Source organism: Pseudomonas sp. AC239 (assembly GCF_979258545.1).
Genome location: NZ_OZ409864.1, coordinates 2,514,112 through 2,534,196 on the forward strand (window position 1 = coordinate 2,514,112; position 20,085 = coordinate 2,534,196).

A 20,085-nucleotide genomic window follows, 5' to 3' on the forward strand; every position below is an offset into this window, starting at 1 on the left:
CGCGCGTTGGTGGCTGCCGCTGGACTGATGTTGATGGCAGTAACCGTCAACGCTGTGGCCGATTCAAAGGTCAACAGCGTGCGCCTGTGGCGGGCGCCGGACAACACGCGACTGGTCTTCGACTTGAGCGGCCCGGTACAGCACAGCGTATTCACGCTGACTGCGCCGGATCGGCTGGTCATCGACATCAACGGCGCCACCCTCGGTGCGCCCTTGAATGTGCAAACCGCAAATACGCCGATCACCGCGATGCGTTCGGCCCAGCGTACGCCGACCGATCTGCGGGTGGTCATCGACCTGAAGAAAGCCGTCACCCCGAAAAGCTTCTCGCTGGCGCCGAACGCGCAGTACGGCAACCGGCTGGTGGTCGACCTGTTCGACAACCCGGCCGATGCCGCGCCGCCGCCGGCCCCGACACCATCGGTGGCGACCGTGCCGGCAGTGCCGGTGACCCCGACTGAACCGGCGATCAAACTGCCGCCAGCCCCGGCCGGCAAGCGCGACATCATTGTGGTGATCGACGCCGGCCATGGTGGTGAAGACCCGGGTGCGTCCGGCTCGCGCGGCCAGCGTGAGAAAGACGTGGTGCTACAGATCGCCCGCGAGTTGCAGCGTCAGGTCAACGGCATGAAAGGCTTCCGCGCCGAACTGACCCGTACCGGCGACTACTTCATTCCATTGCGCGGGCGTACCGAAATCGCCCGCAAGAAGGGCGCCGACCTGTTCGTTTCGATCCACGCCGACGCCGCGCCCTCCGCAGCCGCTTTCGGTGCTTCGGTGTTCGCCCTATCCGATCGTGGCGCTACTTCCGAGACCGCCCGTTGGCTGGCCGACAGTGAAAACCGTTCCGACCTGATCGGCGGCGCCGGCAACGTCAGCCTCGACGACAAGGACCGCATGCTCGCCGGCGTGTTGCTCGACCTGTCGATGACCGCCTCGCTGACCTCTAGTCTCAATGTCGGCCAGAAGGTTCTGACCAACATCGGCCGCGTCACGCCGCTGCACAAACAGCGCGTGGAACAGGCCGGGTTCATGGTGTTGAAGTCGCCGGACATCCCGTCGATTCTGGTCGAAACAGGCTTTATCTCGAACGCCAACGAAGCCAACAAACTCTCTGCGTCGAGCCATCAGCAAGCGCTGGCCCGCTCAATCAGCAGCGGCGTGCGCCAGTTTTTCCAGCAGAACCCGCCCCCGGGCACTTATATCGCCTGGCTGCGTGATTCCGGCAAGATTGCCCAAGGCCCGCGCGACCACCGTGTCGGTCCGGGCGAGACGCTGGCGATGATTGGTGTGCGTTATCAAGTGTCGCCGGCCACGTTGCGCGCGGCGAACAACCTGAAGACCGATGAGCTCAAAGTCGGTCAGCACCTGACCATTCCCGGCACTGAACTGGCGTCGAAAGAATGAATCAGGTGTTGAACAGCGCCCGCATCGAACTGCTCAGTCCACGGCTGGCGAACCAGATTGCCGCCGGTGAGGTGGTTGAGCGCCCGGCCTCGGTCATCAAGGAGTTGCTGGAAAACAGCCTCGATTCCGGCGCCAAGCGTATCGACGTCGATGTCGAGCAGGGCGGCGTCAAGTTGCTGCGGGTGCGTGACGACGGTAACGGCATTTCCGCCGACGACCTGCCGCTGGCGCTGGCTCGTCACGCCACCAGCAAGATTCGCAACCTCGAAGACCTCGAGCAGGTCATGAGCCTGGGTTTTCGCGGCGAGGCGCTGGCGTCGATCAGCTCGGTGGCCCGTCTGACGCTGACCTCGCGCACCCGCGACGCCGATCAGGCCTGGCAGGTCGAAACCGAGGGTCGCGACATGGCACCTCGCGTGCAACCGGCTGCGCACCCGGTCGGTACATCGGTGGAAGTCCGTGACCTGTTTTTCAACACCCCGGCGCGGCGCAAATTCCTCAAGACCGAAAAAACCGAATTCGATCACCTGCAAGAGGTGATCAAGCGTCTGGCGCTGGCGCGTTTCGACGTGGCCTTCCATCTGCGTCATAACGGCAAAACCATCCTCAGCCTGCACGAGGCCCATGATGATGCGGCCCGCGCCCGGCGTGTGGCGGCGATCTGCGGCTCGGGGTTCCTTGAGCAGGCACTGCCGATCGAGATCGAACGCAACGGTCTGCACCTGTGGGGCTGGGTCGGTTTGCCGACGTTCAACCGCAGTCAGGCGGATTTGCAGTATTTCTTCGTCAACGGCCGCGCGGTACGCGACAAGCTGGTTGCCCACGCCGTGCGTCAGGCTTATCGCGACGTGCTGTTCAACGGTCGGCACCCGACCTTCGCACTTTTTTTCGAGGTCGACCCGGCGGCGGTCGACGTCAACGTGCACCCGACCAAACACGAAGTGCGTTTCCGTGACGGGCGCATGGTCCACGATTTCCTGTATGGCACGCTGCACCGTGCGCTGGGCGATGTGCGTCCGGAAGATCAACTGGCCGGCTCGGTCACCACGGCGATCGTTCGGCCGAGCGGCATCGAGGCGGGCGAATTCGGCCCACAGGGCGAGATGCGTCTGGCCGCCAATGCGCTGCTGGAGCAGCCGCAGGCGCAACCGGCGTTCAACACGTCATCCGGGGCCAGCGCTGGCGGCGCTTATCAGTATCAATACACGCCGCGTCCGCAATCGGCGCTGCCCGCTGCCGAGGCTCAAGCCGCTTACAAAGAGTTTTTCGCGCCGCTGCCTGAAGCCAATGCCAGCGCGCTGCCAACCGGTCAGGAAGATATCCCGCCGCTCGGCTATGCACTGGCGCAGCTCAAGGGCATCTATATTTTGTCCGAGAACGCCCATGGTCTGGTGCTGGTGGACATGCATGCCGCCCACGAGCGGATCATGTACGAGCGCCTGAAAATCGCCATGGCCAGCGAAGGTCTAAGTGGCCAGCCGTTGCTGGTGCCGGAGTCGCTGGCCGTGAGTCAGCGCGAGGCCGATTGTGCTGAAGAACACGCCGCTTGGTTTCAGCGCCTTGGTTTTGAATTGCAGCGCCTGGGGCCGGAAACCCTGGCGATCCGGCAGATTCCCGCATTGCTCAAGCAGGCCGAAGCCAATCGACTGGTCGGCGACGTGCTTTCGGATTTGATGGAGTACGGCACTAGCGACCGTATCCAGGCGCACCTCAACGAACTGCTCGGCACCATGGCCTGCCACGGCGCGATCCGCGCCAACCGGCGTCTGGCCCTGCCGGAAATGAACGGCCTGCTGCGTGATATGGAAAACACCGAACGCAGCGGTCAATGCAACCATGGCCGACCGACCTGGACCCAATTGGGTCTGGACGATCTGGACAAACTGTTCCTGCGCGGTCGTTGATGAGCCAGCTTCCTCCAGCGATTTTCCTGATGGGCCCGACCGCTGCGGGCAAGACCGATCTGGCCATCGAGCTGACCAAAGTGCTGCCGTGCGAATTGATCAGTGTCGATTCGGCGCTGGTCTACCGCGGCATGGACATCGGCACGGCCAAGCCTTCGAAAGAGTTGCTGGCGCAATACCCGCACCGGCTGATCGACATCCTCGACCCCGCTGAAGCGTATTCCGCTGCCGATTTCCGTCGCGACGCGTTGCAGTCCATGGCCGAAATCACTGCGCGGGGAAAGATCCCGCTGCTGGTCGGCGGCACCATGCTCTATTACAAGGCTTTGGTTGAAGGGCTGGCGGACATGCCGGCAGCCGATCCCGAGGTGCGCGCGCAGATCGAGGACGAAGCTGCACGTCTCGGCTGGCAAGCCCTGCACGATCAACTGGCGCAAATCGATCCGGTGTCGGCGGCGCGCATTCATCCCAATGATCCGCAACGCTTGAGTCGGGCACTGGAAGTCTATCGAGTCAGCGGGCAGAGCATGACCGCCCTGCGCGAGCAACAATCTGCGCAAAGTACTGAAGCAGCCGCTTCGGGACGTCAACAATTGCCCTATACTGTCGCGAACCTGGCCATTGCTCCGGCGAATCGTCAGGTTCTGCACCAGCGAATTGAACAAAGATTCACAAATATGTTGGAACAGGGGTTCATCGACGAGGTCGTAGCCCTGCGTAAAAGAAGTGACCTGCATTCGGGGTTGCCGTCTATACGTGCGGTAGGCTACCGCCAAGTCTGGGATTACCTGGACGGCAAGCTGACATTGGCCCAGATGCAGGAGCGGGGCATCATCGCCACGCGCCAATTGGCCAAGCGCCAGTTTACCTGGCTGCGCAGCTGGGACGATTTGCACTGGCTGGACAGTCTTGATTGCGACAATCTGCCACGCGCCTTGAAATACCTCGGGACCATCTCCATATTGAGCTGAGTCCTTGCAATTGCCGTCTATCCTTGGGGGTGTGACGGCCGAAGCCATCTGAATTTACCTGTTTTTATTATTGAATCCTTAAAGGAGTGCGGCACATGTCAAAAGGGCATTCGCTACAAGACCCTTACCTGAACACTTTACGTAAAGAGAAAGTCGGGGTTTCCATCTACCTGGTCAACGGTATCAAGCTGCAAGGGACGATCGAGTCGTTCGACCAGTTCGTGATCCTGCTGAAAAACACCGTCAGCCAGATGGTCTACAAACACGCTATCTCGACCGTCGTGCCGGTTCGTCCAATTCGTCTGCCTAGCGCAACCGAAAACGAACAGGGCGATGCCGATGCAGCGCCGGGTAACGCCTGATAGGAGTCTCCTTTGTTCTTTGAGCGCCACGGTGGTGGTGAACGAGTCATCCTCGTTCACTTGGATGGACAGGACCCTGAGGCGCGCGAAGATCCGCAGGAGTTTCAGGAGTTGGCAAATTCGGCTGGCGCCGAGACCGTCGCGTTTTTTAACGTGCCGCGTCATCGGCCAACCGCCAAATATCTGATCGGCAGCGGCAAGGTCGAGGAGCTGCGCGACCTGGTCAAGGCTGAAGAAGCCGATCTGGTGATTTTCAATCACATCCTCACGCCCAGTCAGGAACGCAACCTCGAACGTGTTTTCGAGTGTCGCGTGATCGATCGCACAGGGCTGATTCTCGATATCTTCGCTCAACGCGCACGTACCCATGAGGGCAAGCTGCAGGTCGAACTGGCCCAGCTTGACCACATGAGCACGCGGCTGGTTCGCGGTTGGACTCACCTTGAGCGTCAGGGTGGCGGTATCGGTATGCGCGGCCCGGGTGAAACCCAGCTGGAAACCGACCGCCGCCTGCTGCGGGTTCGCCTGCGCCAGATCAAGGGGCGGCTGGAGAAGGTACGCAGTCAGCGTGAGCAGTCGCGCCGTGGCCGATCCCGTGCGGACATTCCTACCGTTTCGCTGGTGGGTTACACCAACGCCGGCAAATCGACACTCTTCAACAACGTGACGAAATCCGACGTGTATGCGGCCGACCAACTGTTCGCCACACTCGACCCGACCCTGCGCCGCCTGGAGCTTGACGACCTCGGTCCGATTGTCCTGGCCGACACCGTGGGCTTCATTCGTCACCTGCCGCACAAGCTGGTCGAGGCATTTCGGTCTACGCTCGAAGAGTCGAGCAATTCCGACCTGCTGTTGCACGTGATCGATGCAGCCGAACCGGATCGCATGTTGCAGATCGAGCAGGTGATGGTGGTGCTGGGCGAGATTGGTGCCCAGGACTTGCCGATCCTCGAGGTCTATAACAAACTCGATTTGCTCGAAGGTGTCGAGCCGCAGATCCAGCGCGATGCCGATGGCAAGCCGCAACGGGTCTGGCTCTCGGCGCGTGATGGCAGCGGTCTGGAACTGCTTGAGCAGGCCATCGCCGAGTTGCTCGGCAGTGATCTGTTCGTCGGCACCTTGCGCTTGCCGCAACGATTCGCTCGACTGCGTGCGCAGTTCTTCGAGCTCGGGGCGGTGCAGAAAGAAGAATACGATGAAGAAGGTGTCAGCCTGCTGACCGTTCGTTTGCCCCGGATCGAGCTGAATCGATTGGTAAGCCGCGAAGGATTGCAGCCGATGGAATTCATCGAGCAACACACTTTGCAATAAAAGCCTGACAAAGCGGTTGTGCCGCAACGGCAGGCATTCTGTAGCATTGGTCGGCGCGCCGTGGGTGCGTCTTTGCTTTATCAGATGGAGAGCGCTATGGCTTGGAATGAGCCGGGTGGCAACTCGAATAATCAGGATCCCTGGGGTGGCAAGCGCCGCAATAACGGCGACCGCAAGGGGCCACCGGATCTCGACGAGGCCTTCCGAAAGCTGCAGGAAAGCCTGAACGGGTTGTTCGGTGGTGGTAAGAAACGCGGTGATGACGGCGGCGGGTCGGGGCGCAGCAGTGGCGGCTTCGGCGGTCTGCTCGGCATCGGCCTGGTCGTGCTGGCGGCTGTCTGGCTGTACAGCGCCGTCTACGTGGTGGACGAGCAGGAGCAAGCCGTGGTGCTGCGCTTCGGCAAGTACTACGAGACTGTCGGCCCGGGCCTGAACATCTATTTCCCGCCGATCGACAAGAAGTACATGGAGAACGTGACGCGTGAGCGTGCGTACACCAAGCAGGGCCAGATGCTGACTGAAGACGAGAACATCGTCGAAGTGCCGCTGACCGTGCAGTACAAGATCAGCAACCTGCAGGACTTCGTGCTGAACGTCGATCAGCCCGAAATCAGTCTGCAGCACGCGACCGAAAGTGCACTGCGTCACGTGGTCGGTTCCACCGCCATGGACCAGGTGCTGACCGAAGGTCGTGAATTGATGGCCAGCGAAATCAAGGAGCGTCTGCAACGTTTCCTCGATACCTATCGCACCGGTATCACCGTCACCCAGGTCAACGTACAGAGCGCAGCGGCACCGCGTGAAGTACAGGAAGCCTTCGATGACGTGATCCGCGCCCGTGAAGACGAGCAGCGTTCGCGCAACCAGGCCGAGACCTATGCCAACGGCGTGGTGCCGGAAGCCCGTGGTCAGGCCCAGCGCATCATCGAAGATGCCAATGGTTACCGCGACGAGACCATCTCGCGCGCCAAGGGTGAGGCCGATCGCTTCACCAAGCTGGTCGCCGAGTATCGCAAGGCACCTGAAGTCACCCGCGAGCGTCTGTACCTGGACACCATGCAGGAAGTCTTCAGCAATACCAGCAAGGTACTCGTGACCGGCAACAAGAACGGCCAGAGCAATCTGCTCTACCTGCCGTTGGACAAAATGATCCAGAACAGTTCGGGTAATGCACCGGTGACCGGTTCGGCCGCCAGCAACAACACGGACGTCATGCCGCATGTCACCGACGTGCCGCAGACGCGTACAAGGGAGACCCGCTGATGAGCAATAAATCGCTGATCGCCCTGATCGTTGGCGTCGTCGTGGTACTGGTGGGCTGGAATTGCTTCTACATCGTCGCTCAGACCGAGCGCGCGGTGCTGCTGCAATTCGGTCGTGTGGTTCAGGCCGATGTCCAGCCGGGCCTGCATGTGAAAGTGCCGTACGTCAACCAGGTGCGCAAATTCGACGCGCGTCTGTTGACGCTGGATGCACCGACGCAGCGCTTCCTGACCCTGGAAAAGAAAGCCGTGATGGTCGATGCCTACGCCAAGTGGCGGGTGAAAGATGCCGAGCGCTTCTACACCGCGACTTCGGGTCTGAAGCAGATCGCTGATGAACGTCTGTCCCGTCGTCTGGAATCCGGTCTGCGTGACCAGTTCGGCAAGCGCACCCTGCACGAAGTGGTGTCGGGTGAGCGTGATGCGTTGATGGCTGACATCACTGCATCGCTGAACAAGATGGCGGAAAAAGAGCTGGGTATCGAAGTGGTCGATGTCCGGGTCAAGGCGATCGATCTGCCGAAAGAAGTGAACCGCAGTGTGTTCGAGCGTATGAGCACCGAACGTGAGCGTGAAGCTCGCGAGCACCGCGCCAAGGGTAACGAGTTGGCCGAAGGCATCCGTGCCGACGCCGATCGTCAACGCCGCGTGTTGCTGGCTGAAGCCTATCGTGAATCCGAAGAGGTTCGCGGTGACGGTGACGCCCAGGCTGCTGCGATCTACTCCAAGGCCTACGGTCAGGATCAGGAGTTCTACGGTTTCTACCGTAGCCTGCGTGCCTACCGCGAAAGCTTCGCGAACAAGTCCGACGTCATGGTCCTCGACCCAAGCAGCGACTTCTTCCGTTATCTGGAAAAAGCCAAGCCTTGATACGGCGTTGACCTGAATCATTCCGCCCGGCGGCTAAAACCTCGGGCGGGGTGATCCTTTCGGAAAACGTGTGTATGATGCGGCAGCCGGGAAATTCCCGGCTTTTTTGCGTCTGCACGTTTGATTGCTGTTTTAGTTGCAGGCATCGGGTTTGAACAGCCCGAGCGTTTTTCGAGGAAAGTGATGGGCGAAGCCGGTAACAGGCCTTTCGCTGCGTCGTTCATGCGCGTGCGTTTTGAACGCCCCGGTCATTTTCTGCTTCACTCAAGGCTCGCCCTCGTGCTGGCCGCCCGGATCAAAGGGGAATGGCGTAATGGCAACGGTAGACCGCTGGCTGCTGCCAGATGGCATCGAAGAAGTACTGCCACCGGAGGCGGCGCGCATTGAAGTCGCGCGTCGTCAGGTGTTGGATCTGTTCCAGAGCTGGGGTTACGAGTTTGTCGTGACTCCCCATATCGAGTACCTGGAATCCCTGCTGACCGGCGCGGGCCAGGACCTGGATCTGCGTACCTTCAAGGTCATCGACCCGCAATCGGGCCGGCAGATGGGTTTCCGTGCCGACATCACGCCGCAGGTCGCGCGAATCGATGCGCACACCCTGCGTCGCGAAGGTCCGAGCCGTCTGTGCTATGCCGGCAGCGTCCTGCACGCCCAACCGCGTGCATTGTCATCTTCGCGCAGCCCGATCCAGCTTGGCGCCGAACTGTACGGCGACGCCAGCCCGAGCAGCGACGTCGAAGTCATCAGCCTGATGCTGGCCATGCTGCAACTGGCCGATGTGCCGGACGTGCACATGGACCTCGGCCATGTCGGCATCTACCGTGGTCTGGCGCGCGCCGCCGGTCTGTCCGGTGAAGTCGAGCAACAGTTGTTCGATGCCCTGCAGCGCAAGGCCATCGATGAAGTGATTACCCTGACCGAAGGCCTGCCGGCCGATCTGTCCGGCATGCTGCGCGCACTGGTTGATCTGTGCGGCGGCCGTGAAGTGTTGAGCGCTGCCCGCGAGCGTCTGGCCCATGCGCCGGCGCCGGTGCTGGCGGCGCTGGAAGATCTGCTGGCGATTGCCGAGCGTCTTTCCGTGCGCTTCCCGCAGCTGCCGCTGTATTTCGACCTCGGCGAGTTGCGCGGCTACCACTACCACACCGGTGTGGTGTTCGCGGTGTTCGTGCCGGGCGTTGGCCAGTCCATCGCTCAGGGCGGTCGTTACGATGACATCGGTGCCGACTTCGGTCGCGCCCGTCCGGCGACTGGTTTCTCTACCGATTTGAAAACCCTGGTGACCCTGGGGCGTGCTGAGATCGAGCTACCGTCTGGCGGTATCTGGATGCCTGACAGTACGGATGCGGCACTCTGGCAGCAGGTTTGCCAGTTGCGCAGTGAGGGTCAGCGTGTCGTTCAGGCCTTGCCTGGACAACCTTTGGCCGCCGCCCGTGATGCGGACTGCGACCGGCAATTGATTCAGCAGAACGGGCTTTGGCAAGTATCGCCACTGGCTTCTTGAGTTTTCCTGCCGGCCTTCGCCGGCACCAAGTTTGCGCGAATGAGGACAAGTGTTATGGGTAAGAATGTCGTAGTCCTGGGCACCCAGTGGGGTGATGAGGGCAAAGGCAAGATCGTTGATCTGCTGACCGAACATGCTGCCGCCGTAGTGCGCTACCAGGGTGGCCACAACGCGGGTCACACGCTGGTGATCGACGGTGAAAAAACCGTCTTGCACCTGATTCCGTCGGGCGTGCTGCGCGAAGGCGTACAGTGCCTGATCGGCAACGGCGTGGTGGTTGCACCTGACGCCCTGCTGCGCGAGATCACCAAACTAGAAGAGAAAGGCGTACCGGTGCGCGAGCGCCTGCGTATCAGCCCGTCCTGCCCGCTGATCCTGTCCTTCCACGTCGCGCTGGACCAGGCCCGTGAAAAGGCCCGTGGCGAGTTGAAGATCGGTACCACCGGTCGCGGCATCGGCCCGGCGTACGAAGACAAGGTTGCCCGTCGTGGCCTGCGTGTCGGCGACCTGCTGAACATGCCGCGCTTCGAAGACAAGCTGCGTGAACTGGTGGATTACCACAACTTCATGCTGGTCGGTTACTACAAAGAGCCAGCCATCGAGTTCGAAAAGACCCTGGCCGAGTGCAAGGAATACGCTGAGCTGCTCAAGCCGCTGATGCTCGACGTGACCGCCGAGCTGCACGACCTGCGTCGTGCCGGCAAGGACATCATGTTCGAAGGTGCGCAAGGTTCGTTGCTCGACATCGACCACGGCACCTACCCGTACGTGACCAGCTCCAACACCACCGCAGGTGGCGTGGCGACCGGTTCGGGCGTGGGTCCGATGTTCCTCGACTACATCCTGGGCATCACCAAGGCCTACACCACTCGCGTGGGTTCCGGCCCGTTCCCGACCGAGCTGTTCGATGACGTTGGTGCGCACCTGGCCAAGCAGGGTCACGAGTTCGGCGCTACCACTGGCCGCGCCCGTCGTTGCGGCTGGTTCGATGCCGTCATCCTGCGTCGCGCTATCGACGTGAACAGCATCTCGGGCATCTGCCTGACCAAGCTGGACGTACTCGATGGTCTGGAAACCATCAACATCTGCGTCGGCTACAAGGACGCGCAGGGCAATGCCGTTGCGCCGACTGATGCTGATAGCTACGTCGGTCTGCAGCCGGTGTACGAAGAAGTTCCGGGCTGGAGCGAATCGACCGTGGGTGCCAAGACCCTGGAAGAGCTGCCGGCCAATGCTCGTGCCTACATCAAACGCGTTGAAGAGTTGATCGGCGCGCCGATCGACATTATTTCGACGGGCCCGGATCGCAACGAAACCATCGTTCTGCGTCATCCGTTCGCTTGATAAGTCGTTGATGTAAAAAACAAAGGCCCCTTAATCGGGGCCTTTGTCGTTTATGCCTGTTGGACGGCATGACCTTTGCTGTGAATCTGTCTACAAGAGTGCCATCAAATTAATGGCGTCAGAAGTAGAGGGATTTAAAGTGTCAGCCGTTCTCTCACTGTTACAAAGCCGTTTGTTGCGGCCGGTGTTCGTTACCCTTGGTATCGCCCTTTTGGTGCAAGTGTTGGTGGCGGTTGCCCTGACGCGGAGCACGGTCACGGCGCTGGAGGCCGATCTGGCTGTGCGCCTGGGTGCTGACAGTCAAAAGCTTTCCGGCGAGCTGGAGCAGGCCGGGCGTGAAGTCACTTCAAGTCTCGATGCACTGTCAGCCAGTACTCGTCAGCGCCTCACGGCTGGCTTGTCCGCACGCCTCAAAGAAGAGCAGGCGCAACTGCGCGCAACGCTGGAAAAGGATCTCAAGGATTCGGCCAACGACATGGCGCAGTTGCTCGCCTCGGTAGCGCCGCGTGCCATGTGGGACAGCGACGTGCCGACGCTCTCGGAGTTCGCTCGTCGCGCTCAGCGCAATCCCAACGTGCTGTTCGTGGTGTACGACGACGCCACTGGCCAGCATCTGACCCGTTATCTCAACCGTGAAAACCCGATCAACAAGGCCTTGCTGGAAAAAGGTCAGGGCGAGCGTGCGCTGGATAAAGTACTGGATGCGGCAAAGAACGATCCTTCGGTCTACTACCTCGAAGCCTCGATCAATCCCAACGGCGTGGAAATCGGCAAAGTGCTGATGGGCGTTTCCACGGCCTCAGTGGAAACCGATCTGGCCGAGCTCGACAAGCGCTTCCTCGCGCTGATTGCCAGCAGCGATCAATTGGTCGGCGACAGCCTCAAAGGCGCAGCGGCGGACAGCGCCAAGGCAATGCAGGCGCGCCTGCAATCGGCGCAGGGCACCGCTGGCGAAATGAAAGCCAACACCGCACAAACCGTTCAAGACGCTGCCGCGACACTGCGCTGGCGTATCGGCCTCGGCCTGGCACTGGTCGGTTGCGGCGTGCTGCTGTTGCTGGCCGTGGTGCTTGGTCATCGGGTGGTCAATCGCCTGAAAATGCTCAACGCGGCAATGGATGATCTGGCGGCAGGCGAGGGCGATTTGACCAAGCGTGTGCAGATCAACAGCAAGGATGAGATCGGCGATATGGCCTCAGCGGTCAATCGCTTCGTCGACAAGTTGCAGCCGATCGTACGCGAGGCGGGCGATGTCGCTCAGCGCACTGGCGTGGAAATTGGCGCGATGACTTTGCGCAATGCCGGCGCCGATGCGGCCGCCGGGATGCAGCGTGATGAGGTCGCAGAAAGCCTGCGTGCGCTCTCGCAGATGGCTGACGAAGCGCAATCGGAAAGTCATGCCATGCAAGCGGCACTCAAACAAGTCGTGGAAATCCGCCAGGCCACCGATGAAAACACCCGAACCTCGGCGAAGGTCGGCGGCCTGATCGAAGCGCTGGCGGGGCAAGTCGATACCGGGGCGAAAGTCATCGAGCGCCTGGCGCAGCAGAGCGAACAGATTGAGGTGGTGCTGACGGTGATTCACGGTATCGCCGAGCAGACCAATCTGCTGGCGTTGAACGCAGCGATCGAGGCGGCGCGCGCTGGTGAGACCGGTCGGGGATTCGCCGTGGTCGCGGACGAAGTGCGTGCGCTGGCGAGCAAGACGCAAAGCTCCACCGGTGATATTCAGGCGCACATTGTTGCGCTGCAGCAGGGCGCGCGTGAGGCGGTCGAGGCGATCGGCCAGGCCGGACGGCAGGCCAGCGAAGGTTTGCTGGTGTTGCGCGACAGTGCGCGTTTGCAGCAGTCGGTGCAGGCTTCGGTTGAGCAGGTGCATGCGGCGATCGGTCTGGCGACGCAAGCAGCAGCGCATCAGGCGCAGGGCGCACAGGCAGTGCGTGGTCGGGTCGAGACGATTCATGCGCAGGCCGAGAAAGCAGCGCAGGCGGTGGTCGAGACCACGGCCAGTGGCAAGGTACTGGATGGTCTGGCGGCGCAATTGAAGGCTAGCCTGGGACAGTTCCGCGCTTAGTGTTATCAGGGCTGGCCTCTTCGCGAGCAGGCTCGCTCCCACAGGGAAACTCAATCCATTTGGGAGCGAGCCTGCTCGCGAAAGCGTATCAGCGGCTCAGATACATCCGCGTCGTCAGCAGATAAACCGGCAACCCGGAGACCACAATCAACAACGCCGCATAAGGCGCCGCTGCGGCAAACTCGACATTCGCCGTGTGCGCCCAGACCTCGGTCGCCAGCGTGTTCAGTCCGGTTGGGCTGAGCAGCAACGTCGCCGTCAATTCCTTCATTGCATCAAGAAACACCAGCGCAAAAGCCGCGCCCAATGCCGGGAAAATGATCGGCAAGGTCACCCGGCAAAACGCCGTGAACGACGATGCGCCCAAGGTCCGCGCCGCTTCTTCCAGCTGCGGCGCAGCCTTGTTCAGCGCGGTACGGATCGGCGCTTGCGCCAGTGGCAGAAACAGCAGCGCATAAGCGATCAGCAGCAAGCCCGACGTCTGATACAGCACCGGCACGTAATGCAGGGCGAAATAGACCAGCGTCAACGCGATCACCAGCCCCGGCAGTGCGTGCAGCAGATACGGCAAGCGTTCGGCCCAGATTGCCAACTGGCCCTTGTGGCGCACCACCAGTAGCCCGACCGGCACCGCCAAAACCAGACACAACGCCGCGCCGCCCAACGACAATGCCAGCGATGACAGCAGTGCCTCGCTGATTGCCGCTACCGGGAACGCCGCCGATGAGCCGACCGCCAGCCAGTAGGCCAACATCCCCAACGGAATGCCGCTGCCGATAATCGCCAGCAACAGGCAATACAACTGACCTGCCGCCGCCCATGGCCCAAGCTGCACTTGTTCAGCTTGCCGCGCCGCGCCCTGGCCGGTGCGCACATGCCGGCCCTTGCCACGCACGCGCAGCTCCAGCCACAACAGCAGCAGACACAGCGCCAGCAACACCGCCGAAAGCATCGCGGCGTTGGCATTGCTGAATTCCAGTTCGAATTGCTGGTAGATCGCCGTGGTGAAGGTCTGCAGGCCAATGATCGACAGCGCGCCGAATTCCACCAGCATGTGCAGGGCAATCAGCAGCGAACCGGCCAGCAGCGATGGCCACAGCAGCGGCAGGGTGACGCGGAAAAACACGCCCCAGCGATTCTGTCCCAACGTGCGGGCGGATTCTTCGAGGGAGGGATCGAGATTGCGCAGGGTGGCGGCAACCGGCAGAAAGATCAGCGGATATTTCGACAGGCTCATCACCAGAATCGCCCCGCCGAGTCCTTCGAATTGCGCGCTGAGCGAGACCCAGGTGAAGCTGCTGACAAACGCCGGCACCGCAAACGGCAGGCACAGGATCACGCCCCACAGGCGCCGCCCCGGCAGATTGCTGCGTTCCAGCAACCACGCCAGTGACAGGCCGATCACGCCACAGGTGACCGTCACGCCGACCATCAGTGCCAAAGTGTTGCGCAACAGGCCAAACACATACGGGCGCCACAACAGGTGCAGCGCCTCGGCCCAGCCGGCCTGCCAGGCTTTCGCCCCGACGTAGGCCAGTGGCAACAGGCTGAGTACCACCAGTAGCAATACCGGCAGCACCAGCCAGATCGACGGGCGTCTGCGTCTTGGTACGTAACCCCCGCGCGCGGCGGGGGCCGATAACGATGCTGTCATCAGTTCAGGCCAACTTCGCGTTCCAGCTCCAGCGCTTCTTCAGCATTGCCCAGATCCGCCGGAGTGACATTCGGCGCTTCCAGTTCGCTGAACGGCTTGAGGCCGCGATCCGATTCCATGCCTTTGTGCAGCGGGTACTCGGCGGTGGTCTGGGTGATCACGCGCTGACCTTCTTCGCTGGCCATGAAGGCGAGGAATTGCTGGGCTTCTTTTGGATGTTTGCTGGATTTCAGCACGGCAGCGCTGGACACGGTGATCAGGCCGCCAGCGTCGCCCCCGGTGAAATAATGCAGCTTGGAGTCGAGCTTGCCTTTTTCGCGTTGCAGGGCGAACCAGTAGTAATTGTTCACCAGCACGGTAGCGACTTCGCCGTTCTCCACGGCTTTGAGCGCGACCATGTTGTTGCTGTAGGTTTTGCCGAACGCGCGCAAACCGGTCAGCCACTCTTCGGCAGCGTCACGACCGTGCAGTTTGATGATCGCTACGGCCTGTTCCTGGAAGGCGCCACTGGTCGGCACGAAACCGACCTTGCCTTGCCATTGCGGCTCGGAGAATTCCATCACCGATTTCGGCAAGTCTTTTTCGTCGATCAGTTTCGGGTTGAACGCGACCACGCGTACGCGGGCGGTAACGCCGATCCAGGTGCCGTTGGCGGCGACATACTTTTCTGGCAGAACCGCCAGTGTCGCGTCATCGGCCTTGGCCAGCAGCCCCTGTTCGCCGAGGTTGTTCAGCGGCGGCGACTCTTCGGTGTAGATCACATCGGCGGGGGAGCGATCGCCTTCTTCGATAATCTGGCTGGCGAGCTGGTTGCTGCTGCCTTTGCGCACGTTGACGTGAATGCCGGTCTTGGCTTCAAAAGCCTTGGCAATCGCGTCGCCGACTTCCTTGTGCTGGCCGTTGTAGAGAGTCAGGGAAACCGCATCGGCAGCCTGGGTGAGGGGAGTGGCGAGCGCCAGGCCGAGGAGGGTGAAGGTCAGGCCTCGGCGCAGGGTATTTCGAAACGTCATTCGCAGGGTTCCTCACTGTCGCATTGCAAAAACTTGCAACAATGATAAACGATATTGTTTCTCAAGTGCGCCTTGTGGGGCGACTGGCGATTGTGTTGGAGCTGCCGAAGGCTCGGGCCGCGTTCGGACGATCTTTTGATCTTGCGTTTAGTCGAGAGGGGCAAAAGCAAGATCAAGAGATCGCAGCCTCGTTGCACTCGTCAGCTCCTACAAGCTCCTGCAAGACCTGCGGGAATTCAGGAAGCCAGAAACGCAAAAACCCGCTTTCGCGGGTTTTTGTGAAATCCAAGGCCTGAACCTTGAATTTGAATTGGTGCCCAGAAGAAGACTCGAACTTCCACGACCGTAAGGTCACCAGCACCTGAAGCTGGCGTGTCTACCAATTTCACCATCTGGGCAATCATCGCAAGCGTTGCCGCTGTTGATGTGGCGCACTATACGGAGGCCTTTTTGATCTGTAAACCCCTGATTTGGTTTTAATAAATCAGTGCGAACAAAAGCTTTCCCGCAAATGCAAAAAACCCGCTTTCGCGGGTTTTGTGTGAGTCTTGAAACTGATCTAGTCTCAAACTCGAAATTGGTGCCCAGGAGAAGACTCGAACTTCCACGACCGTAAGGTCACCAGCACCTGAAGCTGGCGTGTCTACCAATTTCACCACCTGGGCATCATCGAAAGCGCTTGTGCGTCGTCGATGGCGCGCACTATACGGAGCGCTTTTTTAACTGTAAACCCCTGCTGTAGAAAAAACTGAATTTTTTTACCAGCGGCGTTCAAAACGGTATCGGAGCGTCGATACGAGGCCTTGCAAAGCCTTATAGAAGCGGAAATTTCCCGTTTCCCGGCGCCTATGCCAAACTAACCCGCATATAGACAAGGTGAAAACTCTCTAATGGCCGATTGGCAGTCCCTCGATCCCGAGGCCGCTCGTGAAGCGGAAAAATACGAAAACCCTATTCCCAGCCGCGAACTGATCCTGGCGCACCTCGCCGATCGGGGTTCGCCTGCTGCCCGCGAGCAACTGGTCGAAGAGTTTGGTCTGACCACAGAAGACCAGATCGAAGCCCTGCGCCGCCGCTTGCGCGCCATGGAGCGCGACGCTCAATTGATCTATACCCGCCGTGGTACTTACGCGCCGGTAGACAAGCTCGACCTGATCCTCGGCCGCATCAGCGGTCACCGCGACGGCTTCGGCTTCCTGGTGCCGGACGACGGCAGCGACGACCTGTTCATGAGCCCGGCGCAAATGCGTCTGGTGTTCGATGGTGACCGTGCGCTGGCCCGGGTTTCCGGTCTCGACCGTCGTGGTCGCCGTGAAGGCGTGATCGTCGAAGTGGTGTCCCGCGCTCACGAAACCATCGTCGGCCGCTACTTCGAAGAAGGCGGCATCGGTTTCGTCGTTGCCGACAATCCGAAGATCCAGCAGGAAGTGCTGGTCACTCCGGGCCGTAACGCCAATGCGCAGATCGGTCAGTTCGTCGAGGTGAAAATCACTCACTGGCCAACGCCGCGCTTCCAGCCGCAAGGCGATGTGGTCGAAGTGGTCGGCAACTACATGGCGCCGGGCATGGAAATCGATGTTGCCCTGCGCACTTATGACATTCCGCACGTCTGGCCTGAAGCGGTTGTGAAAGAAGCTGCCAAGCTCAAGCCGGAAGTTGAAGAAAAAGACAAAGAGAAGCGCATCGACCTGCGCCATCTGCCGTTCGTCACCATCGACGGCGAAGATGCCCGCGACTTCGACGACGCGGTCTACTGCGAAGCCAAACCGGGCAAGCTGCGCCTGTTCTCCGGTGGCTGGAAGTTGTACGTGGCGATTGCCGACGTTTCCAGCTACGTGAAAATCGGCTCGGCGCTGGACAACGAAGCTCAGGTTCGCGGCAACTCGGTGTACTTCCCCGAGCGCGTGATTCCGATGCTGCCAGAGCAACTGTCCAACGGTCTGTGCTCGCTGAACCCGCAAGTCGACCGTCTGGCCATGGTTTGCGAGATGACCATCTCCAAGTCCGGCGAAATGACCGACTACTGCTTCTATGAGGCGGTGATCCATTCCCACGCCCGTCTGACCTACAACAAGGTCAGCGCGATGCTGGAAACGCCGAAGGCTACCGAAGCGCGCAAACTGCGCGGTGAGTACACCGACGTCGTGCCGCATCTCAAGCAGCTGTACGCGTTGTACAAAGTATTGCTGGCCGCACGCCACGTACGTGGCGCGATCGATTTCGAAACTCAGGAGACCCGGATCATCTTCGGCTCTGAGCGCAAGATTGCCGAAATTCGTCCGACCGTGCGCAACGATGCGCACAAGCTGATCGAGGAGTGCATGCTGGCCGCCAACGTGGCCACTGCCGAATTCCTCAAGAAGCACGAAATTCCTGCGTTGTACCGCGTTCACGCCGGTCCGCCGCCGGAACGTCTGGAAAAACTGCGCGCGTTCCTGGGTGAGCTCGGCCTGTCCCTGCACAAAGGCAAGGACGGTCCGTCGCCGAAGGATTATCAGGCTTTGCTCGCGAGCATCAAGGATCGTCCGGATTTCCACCTGATCCAGACCGTAATGCTGCGTTCGTTGAGCCAAGCGGTGTACAGCGCTGAGAACGACGGTCACTTCGGCCTGAATTACGAAGCCTATACCCACTTCACCTCGCCGATCCGTCGGTACCCGGACCTGCTCACGCACCGCGCGATCCGCAGCGTGATCCATTCCAAGCAGGACACCCCGCACGTTCGTCGTGCCGGTGCGATGACCATTCCGAAGGCACGCATCTATCCGTACGACGAAGCAGCGCTGGAGCAGCTCGGCGAGCAATGCTCGATGAGCGAACGCCGCGCCGACGAAGCGACCCGCGACGTAGTGAACTGGCTCAAGTGCGAGTTCATGAAGGATCGCGTCGGCGAGTCGTTCCCGGGCGTGATCACCGCGGTGACCGGCTTCGGTCTGTTCGTCGAGCTGACCGATATCTACGTCGAAGGCCTGGTGCACGTCACTGCGCTGCCGGGCGATTACTACCACTTCGACCCTGTGCATCACCGCCTCGCGGGCGAGCGCACCGGCCGCAGTTTCCGTCTTGGCGACACCGTTGAAGTACGCGTCATGCGCGTCGACCTCGACGAGCGCAAGATCGACTTCGAGATGGCAGAAAAAACCATCAGCGCGCCGATCGGCCGCAAGAAGCGGGGCGCCGGAACCGCTGCGCCTGCTGCCAAGGTTGCGGAAGAAAAGGCTCCGGCAAAAACCGCCAGCCGTCGTCCGGCCAAGGAAAAGGTTGCCGAAGCCTATCGCCCGAGCGATGCCGTGGCGAAAAACGCCGAGCTGCGCAAAAGCCGTGAATTGAAGAAGGCCTTGCTGGCCGATGCGAAAAACGGTGGTAAAGCGGCGTCCGGGGGAAAGACCGGGCGGTCGGCGCCTGACAGGGCGACCGACGGCAAACCAGCCAAGGCGAGCAAACACCGTAAGGGCCCGTCGAAAGCGGGTTCCGCTCCAGCCAAAAGTGGCGGGGCGCGTAAACCGAAGGCGAAGTCATGAGTCAGTTGGAAAAAATCTACGGCGTTCACGCGGTAGAAGCGTTGCTGCGTCACCATCCCAAGCGCGTCAAACAAATCTGGCTGGCGGAAAGCCGCAATGATCCGCGCGTGCAGACGCTGGTCGAACTGGCCAACGAAAACCGGGTTCAGGTCGGCCAGGCCGAGCGTCGCGAAATGGACGCCTGGGTTGAGGGCGTGCATCAGGGCGTGGTCGCGGAAGTCAGTCCGAGCCAGGTCTGGGGCGAAGCAATGCTCGACGAGTTGCTCGATCGCACCGAAGGCGCGCCGCTGCTGCTGGTGCTCGACGGCGTGACCGACCCGCACAACCTCGGCGCCTGCCTGCGCTCGGCCGATGCGGCCGGAGCGCTGGCGGTGATCGTGCCGAAAGACAAGTCGGCGACCCTGACTCCTGTGGTGCGTAAGGTTGCTTGCGGCGCGGCGGAAGTCATCCCGCTGGTGGCGGTGACCAACCTCGCCCGTACGCTGGAGAAGCTTCAGCAGCGCGGTCTTTGGGTGGTTGGCACAGCGGGGGAGGCTGAGGTCAGCATTTATGACCAGGACCTGACCGGCCCGACCATTCTGATCATGGGCGCCGAAGGTAAAGGCATGCGTCGCCTGACCCGCGAGCACTGCGACTATCTGGTAAACCTGCCAATGGCCGGTAGCGTCAGCAGCCTCAACGTCTCGGTCGCCACCGGCGTGTGCCTGTTCGAAGCCCAGCGCCAGCGCGGCGCGAAGGCCAAGGCCAGCGCTTCGCGCAAGCTATAAGCTGCAAGCTGCAAGCCTCAAGTCAGAAGCGGTCCGCTTGCAGCTTGAGGCTTGTAGCTCATAGCTGCTGTTCATTTATTCACCAATTACCTTGCACCCCCGCAGTCCCTTCTCTACAATTGCG

At 60.9% G+C, this 20,085-nt stretch carries 14 protein-coding genes and 2 tRNA genes; 12 read left to right on the forward strand and 4 right to left on the reverse strand.

Annotated features, from left to right (window positions below; genetic code table 11):
* The first annotated feature begins 27 nt into the window (after positions 1–27).
* The 10 genes from ACZ0AZ_RS11510 to ACZ0AZ_RS11555 all read left to right on the forward strand — a co-directional run bounded on the left by ACZ0AZ_RS11510 (position 28) and on the right by ACZ0AZ_RS11555 (position 13,009).
* A complete protein-coding gene (locus ACZ0AZ_RS11510) occupies positions 28–1,407 on the forward strand; it encodes an N-acetylmuramoyl-L-alanine amidase (RefSeq protein ID WP_394505899.1) in 1,380 nt (459 codons plus the stop codon).
* Positions 1,404–3,311 (forward strand): DNA mismatch repair endonuclease MutL, encoded by a 1,908-nt coding sequence (gene mutL / locus ACZ0AZ_RS11515; protein ID WP_090280761.1) that lies wholly within the window; start codon positions 1,404–1,406, stop codon positions 3,309–3,311. Before ACZ0AZ_RS11510 ends, mutL begins: the two co-directional genes overlap by 4 nt.
* A complete protein-coding gene (gene miaA / locus ACZ0AZ_RS11520) occupies positions 3,311–4,282 on the forward strand; it encodes a tRNA (adenosine(37)-N6)-dimethylallyltransferase MiaA (protein WP_463537402.1) in 972 nt (323 codons plus the stop codon). The genes mutL and miaA overlap by 1 nt, the downstream gene beginning before the upstream one ends.
* A 95-nt stretch (positions 4,283–4,377) precedes the next feature.
* Positions 4,378–4,644 (forward strand): RNA chaperone Hfq, encoded by a 267-nt coding sequence (gene hfq / locus ACZ0AZ_RS11525; RefSeq protein WP_016771947.1) that lies wholly within the window; start codon positions 4,378–4,380, stop codon positions 4,642–4,644.
* 12 nt (positions 4,645–4,656) lie between these two features.
* Entirely contained in the window at positions 4,657–5,958 is a 1,302-nt protein-coding gene (gene hflX / locus ACZ0AZ_RS11530) for a ribosome rescue GTPase HflX (protein WP_129998184.1), read from the forward strand.
* A gap of 96 nt (positions 5,959–6,054) precedes the next feature.
* Positions 6,055–7,221, forward strand: coding sequence for an FtsH protease activity modulator HflK (gene hflK, locus ACZ0AZ_RS11535; RefSeq protein ID WP_150741663.1), 1,167 nt, complete (start codon positions 6,055–6,057; stop codon positions 7,219–7,221).
* Positions 7,221–8,090, forward strand: a complete 870-nt coding sequence (gene hflC, locus ACZ0AZ_RS11540) for a protease modulator HflC (RefSeq protein ID WP_039756857.1) — start codon at positions 7,221–7,223, stop codon at positions 8,088–8,090. Before hflK ends, hflC begins: the two co-directional genes overlap by 1 nt.
* A 313-nt stretch (positions 8,091–8,403) precedes the next feature.
* Positions 8,404–9,591: an ATP phosphoribosyltransferase regulatory subunit gene (locus tag ACZ0AZ_RS11545; protein ID WP_129998183.1), complete on the forward strand. Its 1,188-nt coding sequence runs from the start codon at positions 8,404–8,406 to the stop codon at positions 9,589–9,591.
* 54 nt (positions 9,592–9,645) lie between these two features.
* On the forward strand, positions 9,646–10,935 hold the full coding sequence (locus ACZ0AZ_RS11550) for an adenylosuccinate synthase (protein WP_039756860.1): 1,290 nt from the start codon (positions 9,646–9,648) through the stop codon (positions 10,933–10,935).
* Positions 10,936–11,074: 139 nt separating this feature from the next.
* Positions 11,075–13,009 (forward strand): methyl-accepting chemotaxis protein, encoded by a 1,935-nt coding sequence (locus tag ACZ0AZ_RS11555; protein WP_129998182.1) that lies wholly within the window; start codon positions 11,075–11,077, stop codon positions 13,007–13,009.
* 88 nt (positions 13,010–13,097) lie between these two features.
* Here the strand turns inward: ACZ0AZ_RS11555 and ACZ0AZ_RS11560 are convergent, their stop codons facing one another.
* The 4 genes from ACZ0AZ_RS11560 to ACZ0AZ_RS11575 form a co-directional block, all read right to left on the reverse strand.
* The gene (locus ACZ0AZ_RS11560; RefSeq protein ID WP_129998181.1) at positions 13,098–14,663 is read right to left on the reverse strand and encodes an ABC transporter permease; all 1,566 of its coding nucleotides are present in this window, start codon (positions 14,661–14,663) and stop codon (positions 13,098–13,100) included.
* Positions 14,663–15,673: an extracellular solute-binding protein gene (locus ACZ0AZ_RS11565; protein ID WP_016771941.1), complete on the reverse strand. Its 1,011-nt coding sequence runs from the start codon at positions 15,671–15,673 to the stop codon at positions 14,663–14,665. Before ACZ0AZ_RS11565 ends, ACZ0AZ_RS11560 begins: the two co-directional genes overlap by 1 nt.
* A 311-nt stretch (positions 15,674–15,984) precedes the next feature.
* Positions 15,985–16,071, reverse strand: a tRNA-Leu gene (locus tag ACZ0AZ_RS11570).
* 180 nt (positions 16,072–16,251) lie between these two features.
* Positions 16,252–16,338: transfer RNA gene (locus ACZ0AZ_RS11575), tRNA-Leu, on the reverse strand.
* Between the two features lie 225 nt (positions 16,339–16,563).
* Here ACZ0AZ_RS11575 and rnr point away from each other — a divergent pair.
* The gene (rnr, locus tag ACZ0AZ_RS11580; protein ID WP_463537403.1) at positions 16,564–19,194 is read left to right on the forward strand and encodes a ribonuclease R; all 2,631 of its coding nucleotides are present in this window, start codon (positions 16,564–16,566) and stop codon (positions 19,192–19,194) included.
* A complete protein-coding gene (rlmB, locus tag ACZ0AZ_RS11585; RefSeq protein WP_039756866.1) occupies positions 19,191–19,961 on the forward strand; it encodes a 23S rRNA (guanosine(2251)-2'-O)-methyltransferase RlmB in 771 nt (256 codons plus the stop codon). Before rnr ends, rlmB begins: the two co-directional genes overlap by 4 nt.
* Positions 19,962–20,085 lie beyond the last annotated feature (124 nt).

Bases quoted from the DNA above. Each gene is read 5' to 3' on its own strand.
- ACZ0AZ_RS11510 (WP_394505899.1), top strand. From the start codon at position 28: ATGTTGATGGCAGTAACCGTCAACGCTGTGGCCGATTCAAAGGTCAAC.
- mutL (WP_090280761.1), top strand. From the start codon at position 1,404: ATGAATCAGGTGTTGAACAGCGCCCGCATCGAACTGCTCAGTCCACGG.
- miaA (WP_463537402.1), top strand. From the start codon at position 3,311: ATGAGCCAGCTTCCTCCAGCGATTTTCCTGATGGGCCCGACCGCTGCG.
- hfq (WP_016771947.1), top strand. From the start codon at position 4,378: ATGTCAAAAGGGCATTCGCTACAAGACCCTTACCTGAACACTTTACGT.
- hflK (WP_150741663.1), top strand. From the start codon at position 6,055: ATGGCTTGGAATGAGCCGGGTGGCAACTCGAATAATCAGGATCCCTGG.
- hflC (WP_039756857.1), top strand. From the start codon at position 7,221: ATGAGCAATAAATCGCTGATCGCCCTGATCGTTGGCGTCGTCGTGGTA.
- ACZ0AZ_RS11545 (WP_129998183.1), top strand. From the start codon at position 8,404: ATGGCAACGGTAGACCGCTGGCTGCTGCCAGATGGCATCGAAGAAGTA.
- ACZ0AZ_RS11550 (WP_039756860.1), top strand. From the start codon at position 9,646: ATGGGTAAGAATGTCGTAGTCCTGGGCACCCAGTGGGGTGATGAGGGC.
- ACZ0AZ_RS11560 (WP_129998181.1), bottom strand. From the start codon at position 14,663: ATGACAGCATCGTTATCGGCCCCCGCCGCGCGCGGGGGTTACGTACCA.
- ACZ0AZ_RS11565 (WP_016771941.1), bottom strand. From the start codon at position 15,673: ATGACGTTTCGAAATACCCTGCGCCGAGGCCTGACCTTCACCCTCCTC.
- rnr (WP_463537403.1), top strand. From the start codon at position 16,564: ATGGCCGATTGGCAGTCCCTCGATCCCGAGGCCGCTCGTGAAGCGGAA.
- rlmB (WP_039756866.1), top strand. From the start codon at position 19,191: ATGAGTCAGTTGGAAAAAATCTACGGCGTTCACGCGGTAGAAGCGTTG.